We start from the raw sequence: 20,664 nt of genomic DNA on the forward strand, positions 1-20,664 counted from the left end.
AAGTAACTTCAAGCGACCGTCCTAATTGAGACCTGGCGGTCTAACGCCACGTTCACCGATTTGCCCAGTAGACATCTCCAATAATTACGAAAAACAGGGCTGAAACCCTAATAATATCGTTCAAAATTTAGAATTTCTGGAGATGTCTAGTGCAATGTTTTGTTAAGCTGAGTCCTCGAAACGACCCTTCTGCTCCGCCCAATTCAGAAGTGCATCCAGAGCAGGGCACAAAGCCTGTCCCCACGCGGTCAGCCTATATTCAACCTTAGGCGGTACCTGCGGATAGATCTTTCGGATCACAATCCCGTCAGCTTCCAGCGTCTTTAATTGCTGGGACAGCATCTTTTGGGAGATGCCCGGAATAAGTTTCTCGAAATCAGAATAGCGCTGCACTTTGCCGTCGAACAAATGAAAGAGGATGACCAGCTTCCAGCGCCCTTCCAGCAACCGTATCACTTCTGCGACATCTGCCGCTGCCGTCGAGGGGGTGTAAACCTTTCTCATAGGTGTGCAACTTACTTTTTCGTGCGTTCTTGATTATTTGCAAGTCTAAGCAGAGAATTCTTGTACAGCAACTTTCCAGCAAGAGAAACAAAAATGAATCTGGAACTGGCTGAATCGATCGGCACCTATTTCGTCACCTGTAACGGCACAGACACTACCCGGATAACGGATTGTTTCACGCAGGATGCCGTAGTGTTTGACGAAGGCAAGACTCATCGAGGGCATGGAGCGATTCAGTCGTGGCTTCAGGAGTCGCGGAAAAAATTTGAATATTGTACAGAGCCAATTAGCACCGCTCAAGTGGGAGAGTCTGTGACAGTCGTTGCCAAAATCACCGGGAATTTTCCCGGCAGCCCGATACAACTCCGTCACTCTTTTCAACTTAAAAGTGGCAAAATCCAATCTCTGGAGATTAACTGATGTCTATGAATTTAGAACTGAACGGGAAACGAGTATTGGTTACTGCTGGCACCAAAGGAATTGGTGGAGCCGTTGTCACTCTCTTTCAAGATTGTGGAGCCAGTGTGCTGACTGCGGCACGAGTCCGCCCTCGCTCCTTTCCAGAAAAACTGTTTATCTCCGCCGATCTGACGACCCTAGAGGGATGTAACGCTGTGGTGGACGCCGTTAACGAACGTCTTGGTGGCGTAGATATCATCGTTCATGTGTTGGGTGGTTCATCAGCACCGGCTGGCGGTTTTGCGGCACTCGACGATCGAGAATGGCAACAGGAATTGAATCTCAACCTTTTTCCCGCAGTACGCCTAGACCGCGCCCTACTGCCCGGAATGGTGACGCAAGGGGAGGGGGTAATTATCCATGTCACATCAATTCAACACCAGCTTCCCCTGCCGGACTCAACCACTGCTTATGCGGCAGCCAAAGCCGCGCTTTCAACCTACAGCAAAAGCTTGTCTAAAGAAGTCGCGCCAAAAGGTGTACGAGTCTTGCGCGTGTCTCCGGGATGGGTAGAAACCGAGGCATCCGTGGCTTTAGCCGAACGCCTTGCCCAACAAGCAGGCACCGATTACGAAGGAGGCAAGCGGATCATTATGGAATCGCTGGGTGGCATTCCACTCGGGCGACCATCAACACCGGCTGAAGTGGCAAATCTGATCGCGTTTTTGGCATCACCGCGCGCAGCGTCTATTACCGGTACAGAACACGTGATTGACGGAGGAACTGTCCCAACAGCTTAACCGGAACTTCCCCCGTATGCGGGGGAGTTCCGTTTAGGGAACAGTCAACAGTCAACCATCATTCCGGTGTCACCGGAATTGATATCAACTACATTCTCTGACTACTTGATAGAAATCTTTGCGCCCACAGCTTCAAGCTGTTTCTTCAGTTCTTCAGCAGCATCCTTAGCAATAGCTTCTTTAACTGCTTTCGGTGCGGCTTCTACCAAATCTTTTGCTTCCTTCAGGCCCAGACCAGTAATTGCGCGGACTTCCTTCAGAATTGCGATTTTTTTGTCAGCAGGAACTTCTTCGAGCATGACAGTAAACTCGGTTTGCTCTTCTACTGCTTCAGGAGCGGCACCACCACCCGTACCAGGCATCATCATCATGCCGCCTACAGGAGCAGCAGCGCTGACGCCGAAAGCTTCTTCAATTTGCTTGACCAATTCAGAAGCTTCGAGCAAAGTCAGAGACTTAAGTTTATCCAAGATTTCATCAGTTGCTGTAGACATTTTTTGAACTCCTAGTTCGATTGTAGATTTGGAATTTGAGACTTTCGATTGGTCATTAATTGTTAGTTTCTAGTCTCCAGTTATCAGTTTGTTTCTCAAAACTAACGACTTATGACTCACGACTAATTACTAATGACTTACACAGATGCGCTTTCTGCTACTGCTTCTGCTTCTGCTTCTGGTTGTGCTTCTGCTGCTACTTCTGCTGAATCGCCGTCTTTTTCAGCATAAGCTTTAAGACCGCGAGCGATCGAAGTAGGAACTTGATTGATACCCACAGCCAACTTGGTTGCGACACCGTTGATAGCGCCAGCAATTTGAGCCATGAGTTGTTCTTTGGACGGCAGATCGGCTAATGCTTTAACATCAGCTTCTTTCAGCACCCGTCCTTCCATCACGCCGCCGCGAAGTTCAGTCTTCTTAGAGACTTTTTGGAATTCTTGGTAAGCTTTAATCGCGCCGCCAATATCTTCTTGCACGAACACAAACGCCGACGTACCAGTCAGCAATTCCTGTATCGGCTGCCAGGTTTCGTTGCCTTCAACCGCAATTCGCATCAGCGTGTTTTTTGCCACTTGGCAACTGCTGCCTTTCGGACGCAAACGCCGACGCAAATCTGTGATTTCAGCAACAGTTAAGCCCGTGTAGTCAATCACGATCGCCAGTTGAGATTCGCTCAAGGTTTGCTTGAGGTCTGCAATAATCTCATTTTTTACTGCTAAAGTTTTGCCCATACTTATTTCACCTCCTTTTAGGATCGAAAACTGCCCGTCAAAAACCCCGACCTTCGAGCCGGGGCAGAGAATTAAAAATTAACAAGTCAGAATTAAAAATAGAAAATTTCTAATCTTTGAGTCTTGAGTTTTTATTTCTTCAGCCTCGGCAGGAAATTAAGCGGTCGGCACCTGCGGTCTTCAGCTTATTGATTTTTGATTAGGCTATCACCAGAAGGCAGATATTAGCCGAGGTCTGGTGTAAGTCTTGTCAGAGATTTACACAGACAGCCGAAGCTGTCTTTTACCTTCTGCCTTCTGCTTAATTCTGTACTAGGCAGCGTCAATTTTCGTATCGCGCAGAGCACTGATATCGACTTCGATCGACGGGCCCATTGTTGCGGATACGTACAAACTGCGCCAGTAGCGACCTTTTGCACCAGAAGGACGGTTGCGGTCAACAGTTTCTTGCAAAGCATGAAGGTTGACCAGCAAATCTTCCGCTGAGAAAGCTGCCTTGCCAAACATAACATGAACGATGCCAGTTCGATCGGCACGGAATTCTAGTTTACCACCTTTAAACTCGTTGATCGCCTGAGCAATGTCAGTCGTCACCGTGCCACCTTTGGGAGAAGGCATCAAACCGCGCGGGCCCAACAACCGACCCAATTTTGCTACCAACGGCATTACGTCTGGGGTAGCAATCAGGCAATCGAAGTCCATCATGCCCTTCTGAATTTCATCGATCAACTCTTCAGAACCAGCAATATCCGCGCCGGCATTCAGAGCTTCTTTAACTTTTTCGCCCTTAGCAATCACCGCAATTCTGACTACTTGACCAGTTCCTTTTGGTAGCGATACAGTTGTCCGCAACTGTTGGTCAGTATATTTCGGGTCAATTCCCAAACGGATGTGAGCTTCAGCAGATTCGCCAAACTTAGCGGTTGCTGTTTCTTTCAAAAGTTGCAGAGCTTCCAGCGGTAGATAAGGTCTCTCTTCAACTTTCTTTTGAAGTTCTTGCAGTCTTCGCGATACTTTCTTTGCCATTGTTGTTTTTTGGGGTTAGTCGATTTTAGATTTTAGATTTTAGATTTTAGAATTGAGCCGTTTTGGTCATTTCAAATCTAAAACATTTGCGATTCCTAGCGAAGCTTTGCTTCTCCCCCTGAATCGATCGATTTTGGATTTTGGATTTTGGATTGAAGATTTTACCTTCAAAATCAGGAATTTTGGATTAGCAATTTGGAACTTGGACTAGGAAAACTCTTCCTTCTTCCTTCTTCCTTCTTCCTTCTTCCTTCTTCCTTTAATCCGCGATCGCCACGCCCATATTTTTAGCCGTTCCTGCCACAATTTTCATAGCAGCCTCAACATCATTAGCATTGAGGTCAGGCATTTTGGTTTCAGCGATTTCTCGTAACTGAGCCTGTGTAATCGTCCCTACTTGCTTGCGGTTAGGTTCTCCCGAACCTTTAGCAATGCCAGCGGCTTTTTGAATCAAAACCGACGCCGGCGGAGTTTTGAGAATAAACGTAAAACTGCGGTCTTCAAAAACCGAAATTTCTACCGGAACCACCAGACCTGCTTGGTCTGCGGTTCTAGCATTGTACTCCTTGCAAAACATCATAATATTGACGCCGTGCTGACCCAGGGCTGGGCCGATCGGAGGAGCTGGGTTGGCTTTTCCCGCCGTAATCGCCAACTTAATTACTGCAACAACTTTCTTTGCCATTAGTTAGTTCTGTTTCTGAACCTGATTGAACTCCAATTCTACAGGCGTATCGCGCCCAAAAATCGAGAGTAAAACTTTGAGCTTGTTTCGTTCCGGGCTAACTTCAATCACATCACCTTCAAAATCTTTAAACGGCCCGGAAAGTACCACAACGTGGTCTCCAGCAGACATCGATACTTTGACAACTGGTTCTGATTCCTGAGCGTTTCTGAAGATCCGTTCTACTTCCGAATGACTCAGAGGTAGCGGTTTGACGTGACCCCTGCCGCGCCCGTAGCGGCGTTTCTGCTCTGCCCCGACAAAATTAATTACATTCGGGGTATTCTTGATCACCTGCCACGTATCCTCGTCCATAAACATACGGATGAGTACGTAGCCGGGAAAGATTTTTTCATCTGACTGCCGCCTGGAACCGTCTTTGCCGACTTTGATCGCCGGAGTTTGCGGAATTTCGACTTGAACGATGCGATCGGCAACATCCAAAGTTTGAATCCGCTGCTGCAAGTTTGCCTTCACGCGCTTTTCGCAGCCAGAGGCAACTTGAACAGCATACCAGCGAGCATCAATCTCCGGCACCTCTGGCGATGCTGCCTGTCCCGTCGCTTCTGTGGAATACTCAGATTCTTCTGATGCAAAAGTCATGGCCCAAACACCTTTCCCGCGCCCCAGTTAAAGAAATTATCCACCAAATAGATCAGGCTTGCTGAGAGGATTACCATCAAAAGCACGGCCAAAGACTCGCTGATTAGCTGCTGCCTGCTGGGCCAAACCACTTTGTCGAGTTCTTCTCTAGTTTCCTTAAAAAAACCCGCAGGGTTAAACCCAGGCGCCGTTATTTCTTGAGTTTCTTGAGCTTCGTCTTTTTTCGCCACGATTCAATCCCCCTTGCGATTTTAGATTTTAGGTTTTAGATTTTAGATGGTGTGAGTGGCCCGCGGCTCTCAGATTTTGTGACACTAACCACTTACGCCCAAGTCCCAAATCTCTAATCTAAAGCCACGACTTTTTTACAAGCCCAACCAATCAACGGCGTAAATGCCGATCGCCGAAACCGACGATCGAAAAGCCACACCGAGCATTTGTTGATGGCATTTTTTGCGAACCGCCCACAAAAACTAATTCTACCCGAAAGTTTGCGGTTTTGACTGTTGCCAGCCAATAGTCCGGGCGCTTTCGGGCAGAATTTAAAGTTTGGTGATTCAGCGCGCCCTGGAGGACTTGAACCCCCGACATCAGGTTTTGGAGACCTGCGTTCTACCAACTGAACTAAGAGCGCACAGGTGAGGTTGCTGAAATTCGCTTAACCTCTAGATTTCTATTTTAACACAGTGCGCTCGTAAATGGAAAACTTTTTTTTGATTTTTTTCAATTTCCCATGAACCATGAACCAAGGGAAAGCAGGGTGCATTCCTACAGGGAGCGATCGAACCGCTGTTTGACGCGAGTAGCTTTGCCCACCCGATCGCGCAGGTAGTAAAGTTTTGCTCTGCGGACTTTCCCGCGGCGCATCACTTGGATCGTGGCGATGCGGGGCGAGTGAATCAAAAACACCCGTTCCACTCCGACGCCCTGAAACACGCGGCGGACGGTGATTGTTTCATTAATCCCGCCGTTGCGCATGGCAATCACAGTCCCTTCGTAGGGCTGAACCCGTTCTTTGTTACCCTCTTTAATTTTCACGCCGACTCGCACTGTGTCGCCCACGTAAATTTCGGGGAGTTGTTTATTAAGTTCTTGCTTGACTCTATTTATTTCTTCCGTTTCGATAGAACGGATTATTTCTGCGCCTTTCATGGGATTTACCAAAACTCACAATCCCTTATCATATATCGAAATGCCCGTTTTATGTCAAAAAATTTCTATGTTAGATAGCTCTGGGGTCGTATTTCTGCAACTGGGGGCAATGGCTGCACTGGCCTTGTACGTCGCCGCCAACTTGGGGGCAAACGATGTCGCTAACTCGATGGGGACATCCGTAGGCTCGAAGGCGCTAACGCTGCGGCAGGCAATAATTGTTGCAGGCATACTGGAATTTTCCGGCGCAGTGCTGTTCGGCCAAGGAGTTTCCGAAACTCTGGCAACAGGAGTTGTGAATGCAGATGTGTTCTCTACTCAGCCGCAAGTATTTTTAATCGGGATGGTGTCAGTGCTGATAGCTTGCGGGATCTGGCTGCAAATCGCTACCAGTCGAGGTTTGCCGGTTTCTTCATCTCATGCAGTGGTGGGCGCGATCGCGGGTTTTAGCTGTGTTGCAGCCGGAATTAATGCAGTTGATTGGCGAACCATCGGCACGATCTCCCTAACTTGGGTGGCGACACCGATCGCCAGCGGTGCTTTAGCAGCGCTATTTTACAGTGGGGTGAAGTATTGGATTCTCGATCGGCCAGATCCTCTATCTCAAATGCGCGAGTGGATACCTTGGCTGAGTGCAGCAATGCTGAGCGTATTTGGCATAATTGTACTGCCGTCTGTTGTGAATGTGGCTTTGGTGCAGACAGGGGCGATCGCCCTAGCGCACGATCGATTTGGCTGGAATCTTCCAACTCACGATATTGTCATTGGCATCGGAAGTATTGGGGCGATCGTCCTGACACTCAATAGCTGGAAAAAATTAGAATCAGTTGAGAAGGAAGAAGGCAGAGGGGAGAAAGCAGAAGGAATAAGTACAAACTCCTCCCCCACTCCGACACTCCGTCACACTCTCATCGAGCAACAAATGGCGAGATTTCAAGTCTTGAGCGCCTGTTTTGTAGCATTTTCCCACGGTTCCAACGACGTAGGAAATGCAGTTGCTCCCCTAGCTGCGATCGCCTACATCCGGCGCACAGGTTCCTTTCCCTCAGGAGATTTCAGCGTTCCCCTGTGGATTTTAGTCCTCGGAGGCGCAGGAATAGTCATCGGTTTAGCCATCTGGGGTAAAAATGTAATTGCCACAGTCGGCGAAAAGATCATCGAACTCCAACCAAGCGGCGGATTTTGCGCGGAATTAGCCACAGCCACCACAGTCTTGCTAGCATCTCGCTTCGGTTTGCCAGTTTCCACATCCCACGCTTTAGTCGGTGCAGTTGTCGGAGTCGGGCTGATCAAAGCTTGGAAAACAGTACGCTTGGAAACTTTGCTGTCAATTGGTTCGGCTTGGCTGGTGACAATTCCGATCGCAGCAGGTTTGGGTGCTAGCATTTTCACCATCGCCCAATGGATTGTGCGATTTTAGATTTTAGATTGAGGCATTTCAGAACAGTCATCACTCAACGATCGCGGATGGAGGGTGCAACCGGAATCGATCTAACTCATCTGCGTTAATCTTTGTTTATCTGCCCTCATCTGCGGTTAAAAAAAGAGAATGTATTAACCGCAGATGACAAGGGATTGACGCTGATTCACGCAGATGAATATCGGATTCATGACTAATAGCGCTTTCGCACATCAAACCCGGTTGCGGCACGCCAGCACGCGGGTTCCTCAATCACTTAATTCCTTCTCCAAGCAATGCTTTAGCTGTTGAGCCAGCACCTTGACACAGGGCTTTCTCAGCATAGTCAGGTGATTCCCAGGAACTTTAATCACCTCTACTTTTTGGGCCGTTAATTCGCTCCAGCCAAGAGTCGGATCTTGATGATTCATGCTTAGCTGTTCCCTCGATCTAAACAGAGTAATTCGCTGCGGATAAATTTTCGGTCGATAGCTGAGAGTTGCTTGACTATTAGCCTGAAATACAGTAAACATCGAGGGAATTGCCAGCTCGCGCCAGCTCCGTTCTTTTGACTCCTGAGATAGAATGCTAACCATAACGGCCTGTTTCCAATTCCAGCGATGCAAAAAATTAGCTGCCAAATTAAGCATCTTATTTAATTTCGGAAATTTGGCCGCAATACCGCCACTTTGAACATTTTCTGCAGCAGCCACCAAGCGAAAATAATCTACTACAAAAGGCCAGATAGAGCGAGAAACAGTAGTCATAATAAACTTGCAACCGTCCCAAAAAGAAGGTTTGTTAGCAGAAACCGGCGCTAAAGTATCCAGCACAGCAAGTAAAGCCACTTCATCCCCCGCTGCGAGCAACTGTTGAGCCATCTCAAAAGCAACCAAACCTCCAAAAGACCAGCCTCCTAAAAAATAAGGCCCTTTTGGTTGAACGGTACGCAAGGCTGCGATGTAGTCAGCCGCCATGTCTTCAATGCTAGTTAACGGAGAACTTTCGCCGTCAATCCCCTTTGGTTGCAGCCCGTAAAACGGTTGATTTTCTCCTAGCTGAAATGCTAACTCGACATAAGGAAACACGACGCCAAAGATGGGATGGACGCAGAAGAATGGGGGATTTTTACCGCGAGGCTTAATTGCAACTAAAGGCGACCATTCCAGAGAATTTGTTTCTGAAGATAGCGAATCGGCTAAACCTTCTATTGTTGGATTTAAAAAAAGAGCAGACAGCGGCAACTCGCGCTCAAATTGCTGGTTAATCTCATTGATGAGGCGGATTGCCAGCAGGGAATCTCCACCCAAATCGAAGAAGTTGTCGCGAATGCCAACGCAATCTGCGTTGAGGATTGTGGCCCAAATTTGGGCGAGGGTTGACTCGGTTGGTGTGCGAGGTGCAATGCAGCTCTTATCTATTGAATTGCTAACTAGATTGCCCGGTACAGGTAGGCGCAGGCGGTCAATTTTGCCATTGGGAGTTAGGGGCAGAAAATCCATCGCCACAAAAGCATTGGGAATCATGTAATTGGGCAGTTGTTGTTTGAGGAAATTGCGTATTTCCCCGGGATTAAGGGTCTGATTGTGATTGGGGACGACATAAGCAACTAGGCGTTTGTTGCCAGACAAATCATCCACAGCAACCGCCGCTGTTTCTTTGACTGCTGGATGCTGAACCACCAGCGCTTCAATTTCTCCCAATTCTATTCGATAACCGCGAATTTTTACCTGTTCGTCTGTGCGGCCTAAAAACTCAATATTGCGGTCTGGAAAATAGCGAGCTAAGTCACCAGTTTTATAAATTCTTTCTCCTGCTTTCTGGCTAAACGGATTAGCAATAAATCGCTGGGCGGTTAATTCGGGGCGGTTCAGGTAGCCTCGCGCCAATCCCCTGCCGCCGATGTACAATTCACCGGGAATTCCAACGGGTACAGGCTGTAAATTTTCATCTAAAATATAGAGTTGAGTGTTAGCTATTGGGCGGCCGATTGGCGGTTTTTTACAATCGCCAATTGCGGCCAGACTTGACCAGACTGTCGCTTCTGTAGGGCCGTAAGCGTTAAAAAATCTGCGCCGGGAAGCCCAGCGTTTAACAATATCCGGGGAACAAGATTCGCCAGCACAGATGATTGTTTGCAGTGCGGGAAGCTCGGCGTTTGGAAGGACAGCTAGCAGCGAGGGCGGGAGGGTAGCGTGGGTAATAGCATTGTCCTGCAAAAATTGGATTAATGTTTGTCCGGGCAACAAAGATTCTTTCTTGGCACAGTAAAGTGTTGCTCCGGTTCCCAAGGCCATGAGAATCTCAAAGATTGAGGCATCAAAACTCAGGGATGCGAATTGCAAAATGCGGTGATTTGAGTTTAAGTTAAAAACTTCAAGTTGAGCTAGGACTAAGTTGTAGAGTCCCCGATGTTCGATTAAAACGCCTTTGGGTTTTCCGGTTGAACCAGATGTGTAAATGACGTAGGCTAGGTTTTCTGGTAGGATATTTGTAGTTGGGTTTTCTGGGCTTTGTCGGGCGATAATTTCTCTGTCGGAGTCCAAACACACTACTGAAAAAACTCCGTAATTTTCCGGCTGCGTCAAGTTTTTTGCTAAGTGCTGCTGAGTTACCAAAATCGACACCTGAGCATCTTCTAACATGAAGTTAAGTCGCTCTTGAGGATAAGTTGGATCTAAAGGCAGGTAGGCTGCGCCTGCTTTGATAATGCCAAGCAATCCGACGATCGCATCTAAGGAACGTTCTACACAAAGGCCCACTAAAACTTCTGGTGCTGCTCCCAATTGCTGCAAGTAACGTGCAAGTTGGTTGGCTTGGCTGTTGAGTTGGCGGTAGGTTAACTGCTGGTTTTCAAAGACGGCGGCGACAGCATGGGGCGATCGCGCGACTCTATCTTCAAATAGCTGATGGAAACACTGGTTTTGCGGATAATCTCTGTGAGTTTCATTCCAATCGATTAATAATTGCTGGTATTCTGGCGCTGTCAGCAAAGCCAAGTCGTTGAGGTGCTGTTTGGGATTGGCAACAATGGCTTCGAGCAGCGTTTGAAAATGTCCCGCCATGCGCGCAATTGTGCCGCTATCAAATAAGTCTGTGCTGTAGATAAATTGCCCTTGAATACTTCCTGCATTTTCCCACAAGTGGCACTCTAAATCGAGCTTGGCGGTTCCCGCGTCAAAGTCGATCGCCTCTCCAACGATCCCCGGCAATTCTAGCGCTGCTACAGGAGTGTTTTGCAGGCTGAAACTAACTTGAAACAGGGGGTTGCGACTCAACTCGCGATCGGGGTGCATTTCCTCAACCAGCTTCTCGAAGGGCAAATCTTGGTGGGCGTAGGCTGCCATTGCGACGTTTTTTACCCGATGCAATAGTTCCCGAAAAGTTGGATTTCCTGATAAATCTGCACGCAGCACTAAACTGTTGACAAAAAAACCGATTAATGCTTCTACTTCGCTCAGGTTGCGATTGGCGATCGGCGTTCCTACTGCAATATCTACTTGTCCTGTATAGCGGTACAGCAAAGTTTGAAAAGCGGCTAGTAGAGTGATAAATAAAGTCGCGCTTTCTTGCTGGCTCAATAACTTTAGCGCCTCGCTCAAAGCAGGTGATAGTGTTATAAATTGTTTAGCGCCGCGGTAGGATGAAACGGCTGGTCTTCGCCTGTCTGTTGGTAGATTGAGTGTGGTAATTCCGTTTAACTGCTGCCGCCAATAAGCTAACTGGGTTTCTAATACTTCGCCCTGCAACCATTGGTGCTGCCATTCTGCAAAGTCGGCGTACTGCACGGGCAGTGCTGGTAAGTGCGAGAGCCCATTTTTTACAAATGCTGTGTAGAGCGTTCCCAGCTCTCGAATTAGCACTCCAATCGACCAACCATCAGCCACAATATGATGTAAATTCAGCAACAATATATGTTCTGTGTCACTGAGTTGTAACAGCGTTACTTTAAATAACGGCCCGGCGGCTAAATTGAAAGGGCATTGCGCTGCATCGGTTGCGAGTTGCAGCGCTGCGGTTTGCTGCTGATTTGGCGAGAGATTTTGTAAGTCGATTGTGGGGAGAGATACGGTTAAAAAGGGAGCAATAACTTGTACGAGTTCCCCTTCCAAAAGCGTAAAAGTGGTGCGTAAAGTTTCGTGCCGCTGCACAATTTCATTGAAGGTTTGCTCTAAGGATCTTAAGTTGAGCGAACCTGTTAAACGGAGCGCTGTTGAAACATTATAGAAAGGATTACCCGGTGCTAATTGATTGAGGAACCAAAGCCGCTGCTGAGCAAACGATGCTGGAAATACAAAAACTTCTGTTTCTTGCTGCATATTTATCGAAATTGCATCCTGTTCAACAGCCATCCTTTTCATTTACTTTCTCCATTCAACATCTTGCCCAAGCCAAAAACCATCTTAAAATTATCTGCGTTTATCAGCGTTAATCTGCCCTTCATCTGCGGTTGCTCTATCAATCAAAAAATTATGCAATAGGTCCATTAAAAGATGATAGCTTCCGCCGCCGACTATCGCGCGAAATCGGCACTAAAGCCGGAGCATCACTTTTAGCATTCTTATCTTTTAAACTTTCCACAATCTTAGATAATTCTGCAATTGTCGGCGCTTCAAAAACCCGGCGCAAAGGCAACTCTACCCCGAAAGCATCTCGCACTCTAGAAACAAGCTGAGTCGCCAGCAGCGAATGGCCTCCCAATTCAAAGAAATTGTCCCGGATACCCACTCGCTTTATCCCCAAAACCTCAACCCAAATTTTCACTAAAACTTCCTCAATAGAAGTCTGAGGCGCAACATAACCGCCAGCCCATTCTAACTTAATCGGCTCCGGTGCAGGCAAAGCGAGGCGATCGACCTTTCCGTTAGCCGTCACAGGTAGCGACTCCAGCACCACAAAAGCCGACGGAACCATATATTCCGGCAGTTTTTCTGCTAGATAAGCCTGCAACTGTGGCACTAATTTACGCGCTGCTTTAGCTTGTAAGGGATTGTTAGCATAAGAGCGCCAAGGACGCAAGTTATCGCTTCTGGTTTCTCGCACAAAATCTCTGGTTTCGCCCCGTGCAAACACTACATCGTAGCGCCCTTGACTGTCGGAATTAAACCAACTAATATTAACATTATACGGAACTTCCAAAGCATACCACGCTTCTGGATCTACTCCTAAATCCTCGACTTTTTCCACGGCTTTCTGCAACTGACCTGCTGTGGGAAATTTATCGACAACAGACAGCAATTCTGCCGCCTTAACTGCTGCCATTACCCGCGCATTAGGCACATTAGCAATTCTTAAAACATCGAGTTGATTTCCCAATAATATTTGTTGCACCTTGGTAACAGTCAGATTCTGATTTTCAGCCGACCAATCCAGCCGTTTTTCTGCGCCCCACTCCCCTTGTGGCGATGATTTTGGGCGTGCTGTTTCCGACGCCATATGCAAAATAGCATTGTACCGAAAATTAGTTAACTCATTGTAATAACTACCGCGAATTAATTGAATCTCTACGCCACCAATCTGCGGAAAGCGGTGCTTTAATGCGCTAAAAAAATCTGGTTCAATAACTAACTCTGTTTCTTGAAAAATTTGCATTTGTACTCGCTGCTGCAACTGTTCGCCAGAGAGAGAAGGTTCGGCTTGATACAGTTGTACCGAAGCGTGAAAAGCTTCCAGCAACGGCAAGCTGCGGACATCTCCGATGAATATAAAGCCGCCGGGAGCAGTTGCTTTCACTGCACCTTCTAGCACCTGCACGAGATAGTCGATATTCGGGAAATATTGCACGACAGAGTTGAGAATTACTGCGTCAAAAGCTGCTGTCTCTACTCCTTCAAAGTCTGTCGCCATTTTCTGAAGCAGCGTTACATTAGCTAACTCTTGATTTGCCAAGTGCTGCTGAATATACTTGAGCGAAATAGGTGAAAAGTCTGTTCCGCAATATTGAGTGCAGCGAGGCGCAATCTGGAACAGCAACAAACCTGTGCCGCAGCCAATTTCTAACACTCGGCTCGGCTGCAAAGCTAAAATTTCGGCGGCTTGATTGTTCGCCCAGTCGCGCATCTGTTCTGCTGGGATTGGCTGATTAGTATAACTGCTATTCCAGCCGACAATATTAAATGTTGGATCTGAGTCAACAGCAGGTTGATTGTAAGTTTCATTGTAGAGCATTTGCCACTGCAAAACCTGTTCGTCCTGCAATTGCATTATTTGGTTTTTTTCGCGGGCAACGCTATATTCTGCATTCAGGGCAATATAAGCTACTAAACGTTTATCTCCCTGTCCATCTTCCGAAGCTATTGCTACAGTTTGCTGCACCGCCGGATGTTGAGTTAATAGTGTCTCGATTTCTCCTAATTCGATGCGGAAACCGCGAATTTTTACTTGTTCGTCAATGCGTCCTAAAAATTCCAGGTTGCGATCGGCTCTGTAGCGCACTAAGTCGCCGGTTTTGTAAATGCGCTCTCCTGAATTTGGTTTAAAAGGATTGACAATAAATCGTTCTGCGGTTAAATCTGGGCGGTTGAGGTAGCCGCGAGCGAGTCCGTTTCCGCCGATGTACAATTCGCCAACAACGCCGATCGCCACTGGCTGCAAATATTTGTCTAATATGTAGATTTGAGTGTTAGCAATGGGGCGGCCAATTGTCGGGGCGATGTCTGTTTGCTCTGTTACAGGAATATAACCGGAAGTTGTGACGACGGTGTTTTCGGTTGGGCCGTAATTATTTACTAGCTTAAATGGATGGGATTTTAAAGGATGTTGTTGCAGTTTTTCGCCGCCTGTGAGCAAGATTCGCAACGCTGTTGTTGGAGGCCAATCTAATAGCAAAACTTTCTCGGCTAAAGGTGTTGGCAAAAAGCTAATGGTGATCGCGTTTGATACTAACCAGTTTTGCAGTTTTTCAGGATCTCGCCTGATGTCATCTTCTGGAAAGTAGATGCTAGCTCCCGCGGCGAGATAAGGCCAAATTTCCCACCCGCAAGCATCAAAGCCGATCGCAGCAATTTGCGTTGCTCGATCGCCCGCTGACACCCCAAACTCTCTTTGATGCCAAAAAACGAGATTTAACAAGCTCCCGTGCTCAATTTCCACTCCTTTCGGCTTTCCCGTGGAGCCGGAGGTGTAAATCGCGTAAACCAGATTTTCGGCTGTGGCTGCGCTGGTGGGATTGTCGGCGATTTCTTGGGAAATCATCTCCCAGTCTGTGTCTAGAAAAACAACCCTTGGATGGTGAATTTTATCATTTGACTGTGTTTCTAAATTTTGCACTTCGCCATCATCCACCAGGGAATAAATTCCCTGGCTCATAGCTGAAGTCGGCTGAAGCCGACTGGAAACTTGTCCTCCTTCAGTCGTCTTTAGACGACTTTCGCTATTAGACAGGGAATTTATTCCCTGGCGGGTAAGCAATACTGACACTTGAGCATCTTTTACCATAAAGCTCGATCGCTCAGCAGGATAGCTCGGATCTAAAATTAAGTAAGCTCCTCCCGCTTTCAGGATACCCAACATCCCCACGATCAGATCGAGCGATCGCCCGCAGCAAAGCCCGACTAAAACTTCCGCCCCAACCCCCATTTTTTGCAAATAACGTGCTAGTTGGTTGCTGCGGAGATTTAGCTCTCGATAGGTGACTCGCTCATCTCCAAATACCAGCGCCACCGCATCCGGTGTCCGATCGGCCTGCATTTCAAATAGCTGATGGATGCACAAGTCTTGCGGATTATCCGCCTGAGTATTGTTGCATTCAACTAACAAATGATAGCGCTCTTTGGCGCTCAAATATTGCAAGTTGGCAATTCGCTGTTCGGGATTTTTCACAATGCTTTCTAACAAGGCTTGAAAATGCCCGAGCAGGCGGGTAATCGTAGCTTCATCAAATAAATCGGCGCTGTAAATAACCATGCCGCTGATGCCCTCCGAGCTATCAACCCACAGCTTATTGCTGGGCGATTGGTTGCTTCCCGAGCTGTTGGGCGATCGCTCCCACAAATGAAACTCCAAATCAAACCGCGCTGTACCCACATCTAACTGCTGCGGGCTGAGTGTTAATTCTGGCAATTCTAACCGATTCCCCGGCGCGTTTTGCAGAGCAAACGCCACCTGAAATAAAGGATTTTGGTTCAACGCGCGATCGGGGTGCAGTTCTTCTACTAACTTCTCGAACGGCAAATCTTGGTGAGCGTAAGCTCCTAATGCTACCTCTTTGACTCGGTTTAAAAGTTCCCGAAAAGTTGGATTTCCCGACAAATCTGTACGCAACACCAAACTGTTGACAAAAAACCCGATTAATGCTTCAATTTCACTGCGGTTGCGATTGGCGATCGGCGAACCTACAACAATATCTTCTTGCTGCGCGTAATGGTAAAGCAACGTTTTAAAAGCTGCCAGCATTGTCATAAACAGCGTCACTCCTTCGCGCTGGCTCAACGTTTCTAAAGCCTCGCTCAGTTGTTTTGACAGTTGCAAAAATTGCCTTTTGCCTCGGTAACTTTGAATTGCTGGTCTGGGTCTATCCGCCGGCAAATTTAGCATAGAAATGCCGTTTAACTGCTGTCGCCAGTAAGCAAGCTGCGTTTCTAAAACTTCCCCTTGCAGCAATTCGCGCTGCCATTTTGCAAAATCAGCGTACTGGATCGACAAAGCCGGTAAAGGCGAAGGTTTTTCGCTAGCAAATGCCGTGTAAAGCGCGCCTAATTCCTGAATTAGCACTCCGATAGACCAACCATCGGAGACAATGTGGTGCATATTCAGCATTAGTAAATATTCGGCATCATCTAACTGCAATAATGTGACTCGCAGCAACAAGTCATTGGACAAATTGAAAGAGCGTTGAGCTTCCTCAGCGGTGAGCCTGTTTGCTTCAGTTTGTCGAGATTCCTTTGGCAAGTTTCGCAAGTCCACTACATTAATCGGGAGATGGAAAGCAGCACCTATTCTCTGAACAGGTTGGCCCGAAACTACTGCTAAAGTCGTGCGTAAAGCTTCGTGGCGGCGCACAATTTCATTGAAGGTTTGTTGCAGCGCCGAAAAATTGAGCGAACCTGTCAAACGCAATGCTGCGGGAACATTATAAAAAGGATTGTTCGGGACTAATTGGTCGAGAAACCACAAGCGCTGCTGTGCAAAGGAAAGCGGTAGATTTCCTTCCCGCCCCATCGGAACAATCGGTGTAGGAGTGAAACTAGAAGTACGATTAGCTGCTTTTAAAAATAAAATAATTTCGGCTTTTTTCTGAGAAATTTTGGCGCGCAGTTCGGGTGTAATAATTCCTTCGGGAGCGTTGCAGCGCAGGATCTCGCCCTCAACAAAAATATTAATATCTAGACTGCGAAGGTAAGATAAAAACTCAACTAACTCCACCCTGACAGAATCTCTGGCATTTGGCGATGAACTCGATATTTTTGGCTCCGGCATTTTGAGTCATCCTGTCAATCGATTTTAGATTTTAGATTTTAGATTTTAGATTGAAGCATTGACCCCACAGATAAATTCGGGGGCTCCTTTATCGGATACAGGTTTTTTATTTCTGGACGGATGAATCCGGGGGCTTGTATCCTGGATGCTTTCGGTCATTACTTGGGCACATCAATAAAAGAAATTCCACCAGCGCACAAATTAAGAGCTTAACTTACCGCTTGCTTAGTGTGGCCTAACCTGAGTATGATTCTGTTTGAATCCGCAACCAAAATCCTACCCAAGGTTTCAGCTTATGCCGTTCATGCCCTTCAATTTCCTGTTCCTATGGCTGGTAGGACTGCTGTCCGTCGGGGTACTTGGCGGAGGTATATACATTGTCTATGAATGGTACATCGGCGCACTTGTAGGGATTTCCTACTTAGTCAGCGGAGTGTTGATGCTTCTTTGGTCTGTTGGCGGCCGCTTTATCAGTTTGCCGCTGTTCCGCCGCCCCGGTGCTGACGAACCCAAGCCTACGCGGACGGGTACGGTTCAGCGGGTAGAGAGGCCTGATGGCACTATTTTACAAGTAGAATTCTACGGCCCAGAGGACGGACAGCCGATTATTCTCTCGCACGGTTGGGGGCCGAACAGTATGGTTTGGTATTACGCGAAACGGCAACTAACCGATCGCTTCCGAGTGATTGTGTGGGATCTTCCAGGTTTGGGAAAATCCACTCGACCAAAAAACAGCGACTACTCCCTAGAAAAATTTGCCCGCGATCTCGAAGCCGTCATTGCCATAGCAGGAAATAAACCTGTTATCCTACTCGGACACAGCATGGGCGGCATGATTTCTCTAACATTCAGTCGGCTTTTCCCAGAACTTCTGGGTAGTCGAGTAGCTGGTTTAATTCTGGTAGATACGACTTATACTAATCCCGTCAAAACCGCTATTTTTAGCGGTTTATTACGCGCTTTGCAGAAGCCGCTGCTCCAACCTATCCTCTATCTCACCGCAGCTCTTGAACCAATTATGTGGGGAATGACTTGGCTGAGCTATCTCAATGGTTCACTGCACATCAGTGTAGAATTATCGGGATTTAAAGGCACTGAAACGCGCGGTCAATTAGAGTTTTCAGCTTTATTATCAGCCTTGGGTTCTCCCGGCGTTCTCGCTCGCGGGACACTGGGAATGCTCAAATTTGAGGAAACAAAAACTTTGCCATCAATTGACATTCCAGTATTGGTGATATGCGGTGATTCAGATATTGCCACTACCCCCCCAGCTAGCCTGCGAATGAAAGCAGAATTACCTCAAGCAGAGCTAGTTACTATCAAGCGAGGAGGACACATGGCATTAATGGAACATAACCAGCAGTTTGCAGAAGCTGTCAGGGCATTCTGCACTGAAATAGTGTAATCGGCGTACTAGGCGCACCATATTTCAATACGCTTAGGTTAAGGAAAATTGTAGCGAAAATGTTGGGCGGAGGGTTCGTTCCCTCGGCGCCCAACCTACGCACTGATTCGGTCTAGTTCCTAGACCTCTTTGTCACCCTCCCACCTTTAACTGAAAATGCGCTTGACGGCAGGAATACGAGCCAAAACGAAATAATCCAACAGCAGAACGGTGACGAGTGAAAGTCCTACAAGCGGGAAGGCAATCCCTGAAACAGCAACGATTGCGAGTGGCACTTTCCATCCCTGAACATGGGTGGGCATAGCTGGCGCACCGAGCCAACCCGTCCCTTTTGGACGACGCTGCCACCACATCACCCCACCACTGACTGAAAGCACAATCACAATTAACGCTGCAAACAACATCAGCAGTTGATTGCTCAATCCAAAATATTTGCCCATGTGAATGGAAGTTCCCATTTCTACGGCTTTGGGTATTAACCCGTAATCCTTCCACCGCACATCTGCTAACACTTTGCCACTGTATCGATCGATGTGCAGAGTGACTTCTTGCGCCGGATTATTGGGAAATACCGAAACCGTGTATACACCAGTTTGGGATTCTGGAAAACTAACACTAAATCCAGGGGGTGCGCCTTTTGCTTGGGCTAAAGTTACAACAGAATCTAGATTTACGGACGTATCCGCAGGAGTTTCCCTGATAATTTCGTTGTGTCCTGAATGATGCTCCTCTCCAGGCTTACTAGATTTGGGAATTGGTAATTGCTCTACTGCCCAAGGCACAATTAGATTGCCCTGTTGATTGAGTGAGCCTGTGAGTGTTGTCGATTGAGGCACGTTATCCCACATTTGTGCAGGATAGTGACTCGACAAACGAGCGAAGGTATGTCCCCAAAAACCTGTCCAGGGTAGTCCACTAATGATGAGAAAGCCAATTAGCAATACGCCATAAAATCCCGAAACGGCGTGTAAGTCCCGCCAAAATACCCGCTTATTCTGACTCCACAGACGCGGAATTAATGTTCCTAAAAAATTTACTTTGCCGCGAGGCAACCACAGATACAATCCCGTAATCAGCAGCACAAGCCCCCAACAAGAAGCAAGCTCTACTAAATAATCTCCCAATTTTCCGATCATCAGTTCGCCGTGAATCTTGCGTGCGATCGCTTGGAGATTATTATTTTCATCGCGATCGCCTAAAATCTTAGCCGTATAAGGATTCACGAAAACGGCTAGTGTTCTTTGATCTTTAGTCGCGATCGTCACTTCAGCACTACGATTAGACGCAACGCTCGGCGTAAATTTTGTTACTTTGGCATCAGGATAAGTTCGTTGAACAACTGCCACCTGTTGAGTATAAGGCATCACCACATCCGCAGGCTGCACAAACATATTCTGGTGATACATCGCAGCATCTAATTGCGGTTTAAACAGGTAAATGATGCCTGTGATTGACAAAATTAGCATGAAAGGAATAACAAACAAGCCTGCATAGAAGTGCCATCGCCAAACGGTGCGATAAAAACGATTACTGGGAGGTTCAGCAACCAGTGAAGGGTTCAAAACGCTGTTCAATTTACTCATTGTCGTTTGCCAAAATATCGAGAAAAAACCATTATGCTACACAAGTATGAAAAATGTCAAAAGACAGGCTGTTAAACAGAGTTGCTGCTTCTGAAGTTTTTAGCCGTCAGTAATCCTGATGAAGATTTATTCAACAGGGAAAGTAACTAAAGACCAGTATATTGCAATACCGTTCAGTTAAGGCTGCCTATCTTTTTTTAGCATAAGCGATGCTCAATCTTTACTCCATCAGGGTTTGATGAGGGTTGTCATCCGAGAGCATCTCATATTTGTAAAAAAACTTCTTTTGGCTCCTTCCTTCTTCCTCTTTCCTCCTGCCTCCTGCCTCAAAACTTAGATTTCTAGCTTGCCTGCAAAAGTGAGATGATCCCCACTTTTGGACGGTCATTTCACAAAACAATCAAAATCATCCCGCAATTATGTA

Annotated in this window: 16 protein-coding genes, 1 tRNA gene and 1 other annotated feature; of the genes, 4 read left to right on the top strand and 13 right to left on the bottom strand. The window is 47.1% G+C overall.

Annotation, left to right across the window (positions count from 1 at the left end; translation table 11 throughout):
- Positions 1–162: 162 nt before the first annotated feature.
- Positions 163–504 (bottom strand): winged helix-turn-helix transcriptional regulator, encoded by a 342-nt coding sequence (locus QUA54_RS09010; RefSeq protein ID WP_190740656.1) that lies wholly within the window; start codon positions 502–504, stop codon positions 163–165.
- 93 nt (positions 505–597) lie between these two features.
- Here QUA54_RS09010 and QUA54_RS09015 point away from each other — a divergent pair, with 93 nt between their 5' ends.
- Positions 598–924 (top strand): nuclear transport factor 2 family protein, encoded by a 327-nt coding sequence (locus QUA54_RS09015; protein WP_333414230.1) that lies wholly within the window; start codon positions 598–600, stop codon positions 922–924.
- Positions 924–1,703, top strand: a complete 780-nt coding sequence (locus tag QUA54_RS09020; protein ID WP_190740657.1) for an SDR family oxidoreductase — start codon at positions 924–926, stop codon at positions 1,701–1,703. The genes QUA54_RS09015 and QUA54_RS09020 overlap by 1 nt, the downstream gene beginning before the upstream one ends.
- 101 nt (positions 1,704–1,804) lie before the next feature.
- Here QUA54_RS09020 and rplL read toward each other — a convergent pair whose 3' ends face one another.
- From rplL to rplS, 9 genes are all read right to left on the bottom strand, one after another.
- On the bottom strand, positions 1,805–2,197 hold the full coding sequence (gene rplL, locus QUA54_RS09025) for a 50S ribosomal protein L7/L12 (RefSeq protein WP_333203144.1): 393 nt from the start codon (positions 2,195–2,197) through the stop codon (positions 1,805–1,807).
- A 137-nt stretch (positions 2,198–2,334) separates the two neighbouring features.
- The gene (rplJ, locus tag QUA54_RS09030; RefSeq protein WP_333414231.1) at positions 2,335–2,931 is read right to left on the bottom strand and encodes a 50S ribosomal protein L10; all 597 of its coding nucleotides are present in this window, start codon (positions 2,929–2,931) and stop codon (positions 2,335–2,337) included.
- Between the two features lie 29 nt (positions 2,932–2,960).
- Positions 2,961–3,133, bottom strand: a sequence feature (ribosomal protein L10 leader region).
- 110 nt (positions 3,134–3,243) lie between these two features.
- Positions 3,244–3,957, bottom strand: a complete 714-nt coding sequence (gene rplA / locus QUA54_RS09035) for a 50S ribosomal protein L1 (RefSeq protein WP_172186536.1) — start codon at positions 3,955–3,957, stop codon at positions 3,244–3,246.
- A 259-nt stretch (positions 3,958–4,216) separates the two neighbouring features.
- Positions 4,217–4,642 carry a 50S ribosomal protein L11 gene (gene rplK, locus QUA54_RS09040; RefSeq protein ID WP_006635588.1) on the bottom strand — a complete coding sequence of 142 codons (426 nt, stop codon included), beginning with the start codon at positions 4,640–4,642 and terminating at the stop codon, positions 4,217–4,219.
- A gap of 3 nt (positions 4,643–4,645) precedes the next feature.
- Positions 4,646–5,284: a transcription termination/antitermination protein NusG gene (gene nusG / locus QUA54_RS09045; RefSeq protein ID WP_172186535.1), complete on the bottom strand. Its 639-nt coding sequence runs from the start codon at positions 5,282–5,284 to the stop codon at positions 4,646–4,648.
- Positions 5,281–5,514, bottom strand: coding sequence for a preprotein translocase subunit SecE (secE, locus tag QUA54_RS09050; protein ID WP_172186534.1), 234 nt, complete (start codon positions 5,512–5,514; stop codon positions 5,281–5,283). The genes nusG and secE overlap by 4 nt, the downstream gene beginning before the upstream one ends.
- 151 nt (positions 5,515–5,665) lie before the next feature.
- A complete protein-coding gene (locus QUA54_RS09055; protein WP_172186533.1) occupies positions 5,666–5,875 on the bottom strand; it encodes a hypothetical protein in 210 nt (69 codons plus the stop codon).
- A tRNA-Trp gene (locus QUA54_RS09060) sits at positions 5,846–5,918 on the bottom strand. Before QUA54_RS09060 ends, QUA54_RS09055 begins: the two co-directional genes overlap by 30 nt.
- A 134-nt stretch (positions 5,919–6,052) precedes the next feature.
- Entirely contained in the window at positions 6,053–6,436 is a 384-nt protein-coding gene (gene rplS / locus QUA54_RS09065) for a 50S ribosomal protein L19 (protein WP_172186532.1), read from the bottom strand.
- A gap of 67 nt (positions 6,437–6,503) precedes the next feature.
- Between rplS and QUA54_RS09070 the strand changes: the two genes are divergently transcribed.
- Complete coding sequence (locus QUA54_RS09070) at positions 6,504–7,856, top strand: inorganic phosphate transporter (RefSeq protein ID WP_333414232.1); 1,353 nt, start codon at positions 6,504–6,506, stop codon at positions 7,854–7,856.
- Between the two features lie 248 nt (positions 7,857–8,104).
- Here the strand turns inward: QUA54_RS09070 and QUA54_RS09075 are convergent, their stop codons facing one another.
- The gene (locus QUA54_RS09075; RefSeq protein ID WP_333414233.1) at positions 8,105–12,187 is read right to left on the bottom strand and encodes an amino acid adenylation domain-containing protein; all 4,083 of its coding nucleotides are present in this window, start codon (positions 12,185–12,187) and stop codon (positions 8,105–8,107) included.
- Between the two features lie 118 nt (positions 12,188–12,305).
- Positions 12,306–17,252, bottom strand: a complete 4,947-nt coding sequence (locus QUA54_RS09080) for an amino acid adenylation domain-containing protein (RefSeq protein ID WP_333414234.1) — start codon at positions 17,250–17,252, stop codon at positions 12,306–12,308.
- Between the two features lie 295 nt (positions 17,253–17,547).
- Here QUA54_RS09080 and QUA54_RS09085 point away from each other — a divergent pair, with 295 nt between their 5' ends.
- Entirely contained in the window at positions 17,548–18,657 is a 1,110-nt protein-coding gene (locus QUA54_RS09085; RefSeq protein ID WP_333414235.1) for an alpha/beta hydrolase, read from the top strand.
- A 146-nt stretch (positions 18,658–18,803) separates the two neighbouring features.
- Here QUA54_RS09085 and QUA54_RS09090 read toward each other — a convergent pair whose 3' ends face one another.
- Entirely contained in the window at positions 18,804–20,240 is a 1,437-nt protein-coding gene (locus QUA54_RS09090) for a PepSY domain-containing protein (protein WP_333414236.1), read from the bottom strand.
- Positions 20,241–20,664 lie beyond the last annotated feature (424 nt).

This window comes from Microcoleus sp. MOSTC5 (assembly GCF_036701825.1).
In the GTDB taxonomy this organism is placed as follows: Bacteria; Cyanobacteriota; Cyanobacteriia; order Cyanobacteriales; family Microcoleaceae; genus Microcoleus; species Microcoleus asticus.

What these genes read in the sequence shown, in the direction of transcription:
- QUA54_RS09010 (WP_190740656.1), bottom strand. Translation starts at nt 504, where the DNA reads ATGAGAAAGGTTTACACCCCCTCGACGGCAGCGGCAGATGTCGCAGAA.
- QUA54_RS09015 (WP_333414230.1), top strand. Translation starts at nt 598, where the DNA reads ATGAATCTGGAACTGGCTGAATCGATCGGCACCTATTTCGTCACCTGT.
- QUA54_RS09020 (WP_190740657.1), top strand. Translation starts at nt 924, where the DNA reads ATGTCTATGAATTTAGAACTGAACGGGAAACGAGTATTGGTTACTGCT.
- rplL (WP_333203144.1), bottom strand. Translation starts at nt 2,197, where the DNA reads ATGTCTACAGCAACTGATGAAATCTTGGATAAACTTAAGTCTCTGACT.
- rplJ (WP_333414231.1), bottom strand. Translation starts at nt 2,931, where the DNA reads ATGGGCAAAACTTTAGCAGTAAAAAATGAGATTATTGCAGACCTCAAG.
- rplA (WP_172186536.1), bottom strand. Translation starts at nt 3,957, where the DNA reads ATGGCAAAGAAAGTATCGCGAAGACTGCAAGAACTTCAAAAGAAAGTT.
- rplK (WP_006635588.1), bottom strand. Translation starts at nt 4,642, where the DNA reads ATGGCAAAGAAAGTTGTTGCAGTAATTAAGTTGGCGATTACGGCGGGA.
- nusG (WP_172186535.1), bottom strand. Translation starts at nt 5,284, where the DNA reads ATGACTTTTGCATCAGAAGAATCTGAGTATTCCACAGAAGCGACGGGA.
- QUA54_RS09055 (WP_172186533.1), bottom strand. Translation starts at nt 5,875, where the DNA reads ATGTCGGGGGTTCAAGTCCTCCAGGGCGCGCTGAATCACCAAACTTTA.
- rplS (WP_172186532.1), bottom strand. Translation starts at nt 6,436, where the DNA reads ATGAAAGGCGCAGAAATAATCCGTTCTATCGAAACGGAAGAAATAAAT.
- QUA54_RS09070 (WP_333414232.1), top strand. Translation starts at nt 6,504, where the DNA reads ATGTTAGATAGCTCTGGGGTCGTATTTCTGCAACTGGGGGCAATGGCT.
- QUA54_RS09075 (WP_333414233.1), bottom strand. Translation starts at nt 12,187, where the DNA reads ATGGCTGTTGAACAGGATGCAATTTCGATAAATATGCAGCAAGAAACA.
- QUA54_RS09080 (WP_333414234.1), bottom strand. Translation starts at nt 17,252, where the DNA reads ATGCCGGAGCCAAAAATATCGAGTTCATCGCCAAATGCCAGAGATTCT.
- QUA54_RS09085 (WP_333414235.1), top strand. Translation starts at nt 17,548, where the DNA reads ATGCCGTTCATGCCCTTCAATTTCCTGTTCCTATGGCTGGTAGGACTG.
- QUA54_RS09090 (WP_333414236.1), bottom strand. Translation starts at nt 20,240, where the DNA reads ATGAGTAAATTGAACAGCGTTTTGAACCCTTCACTGGTTGCTGAACCT.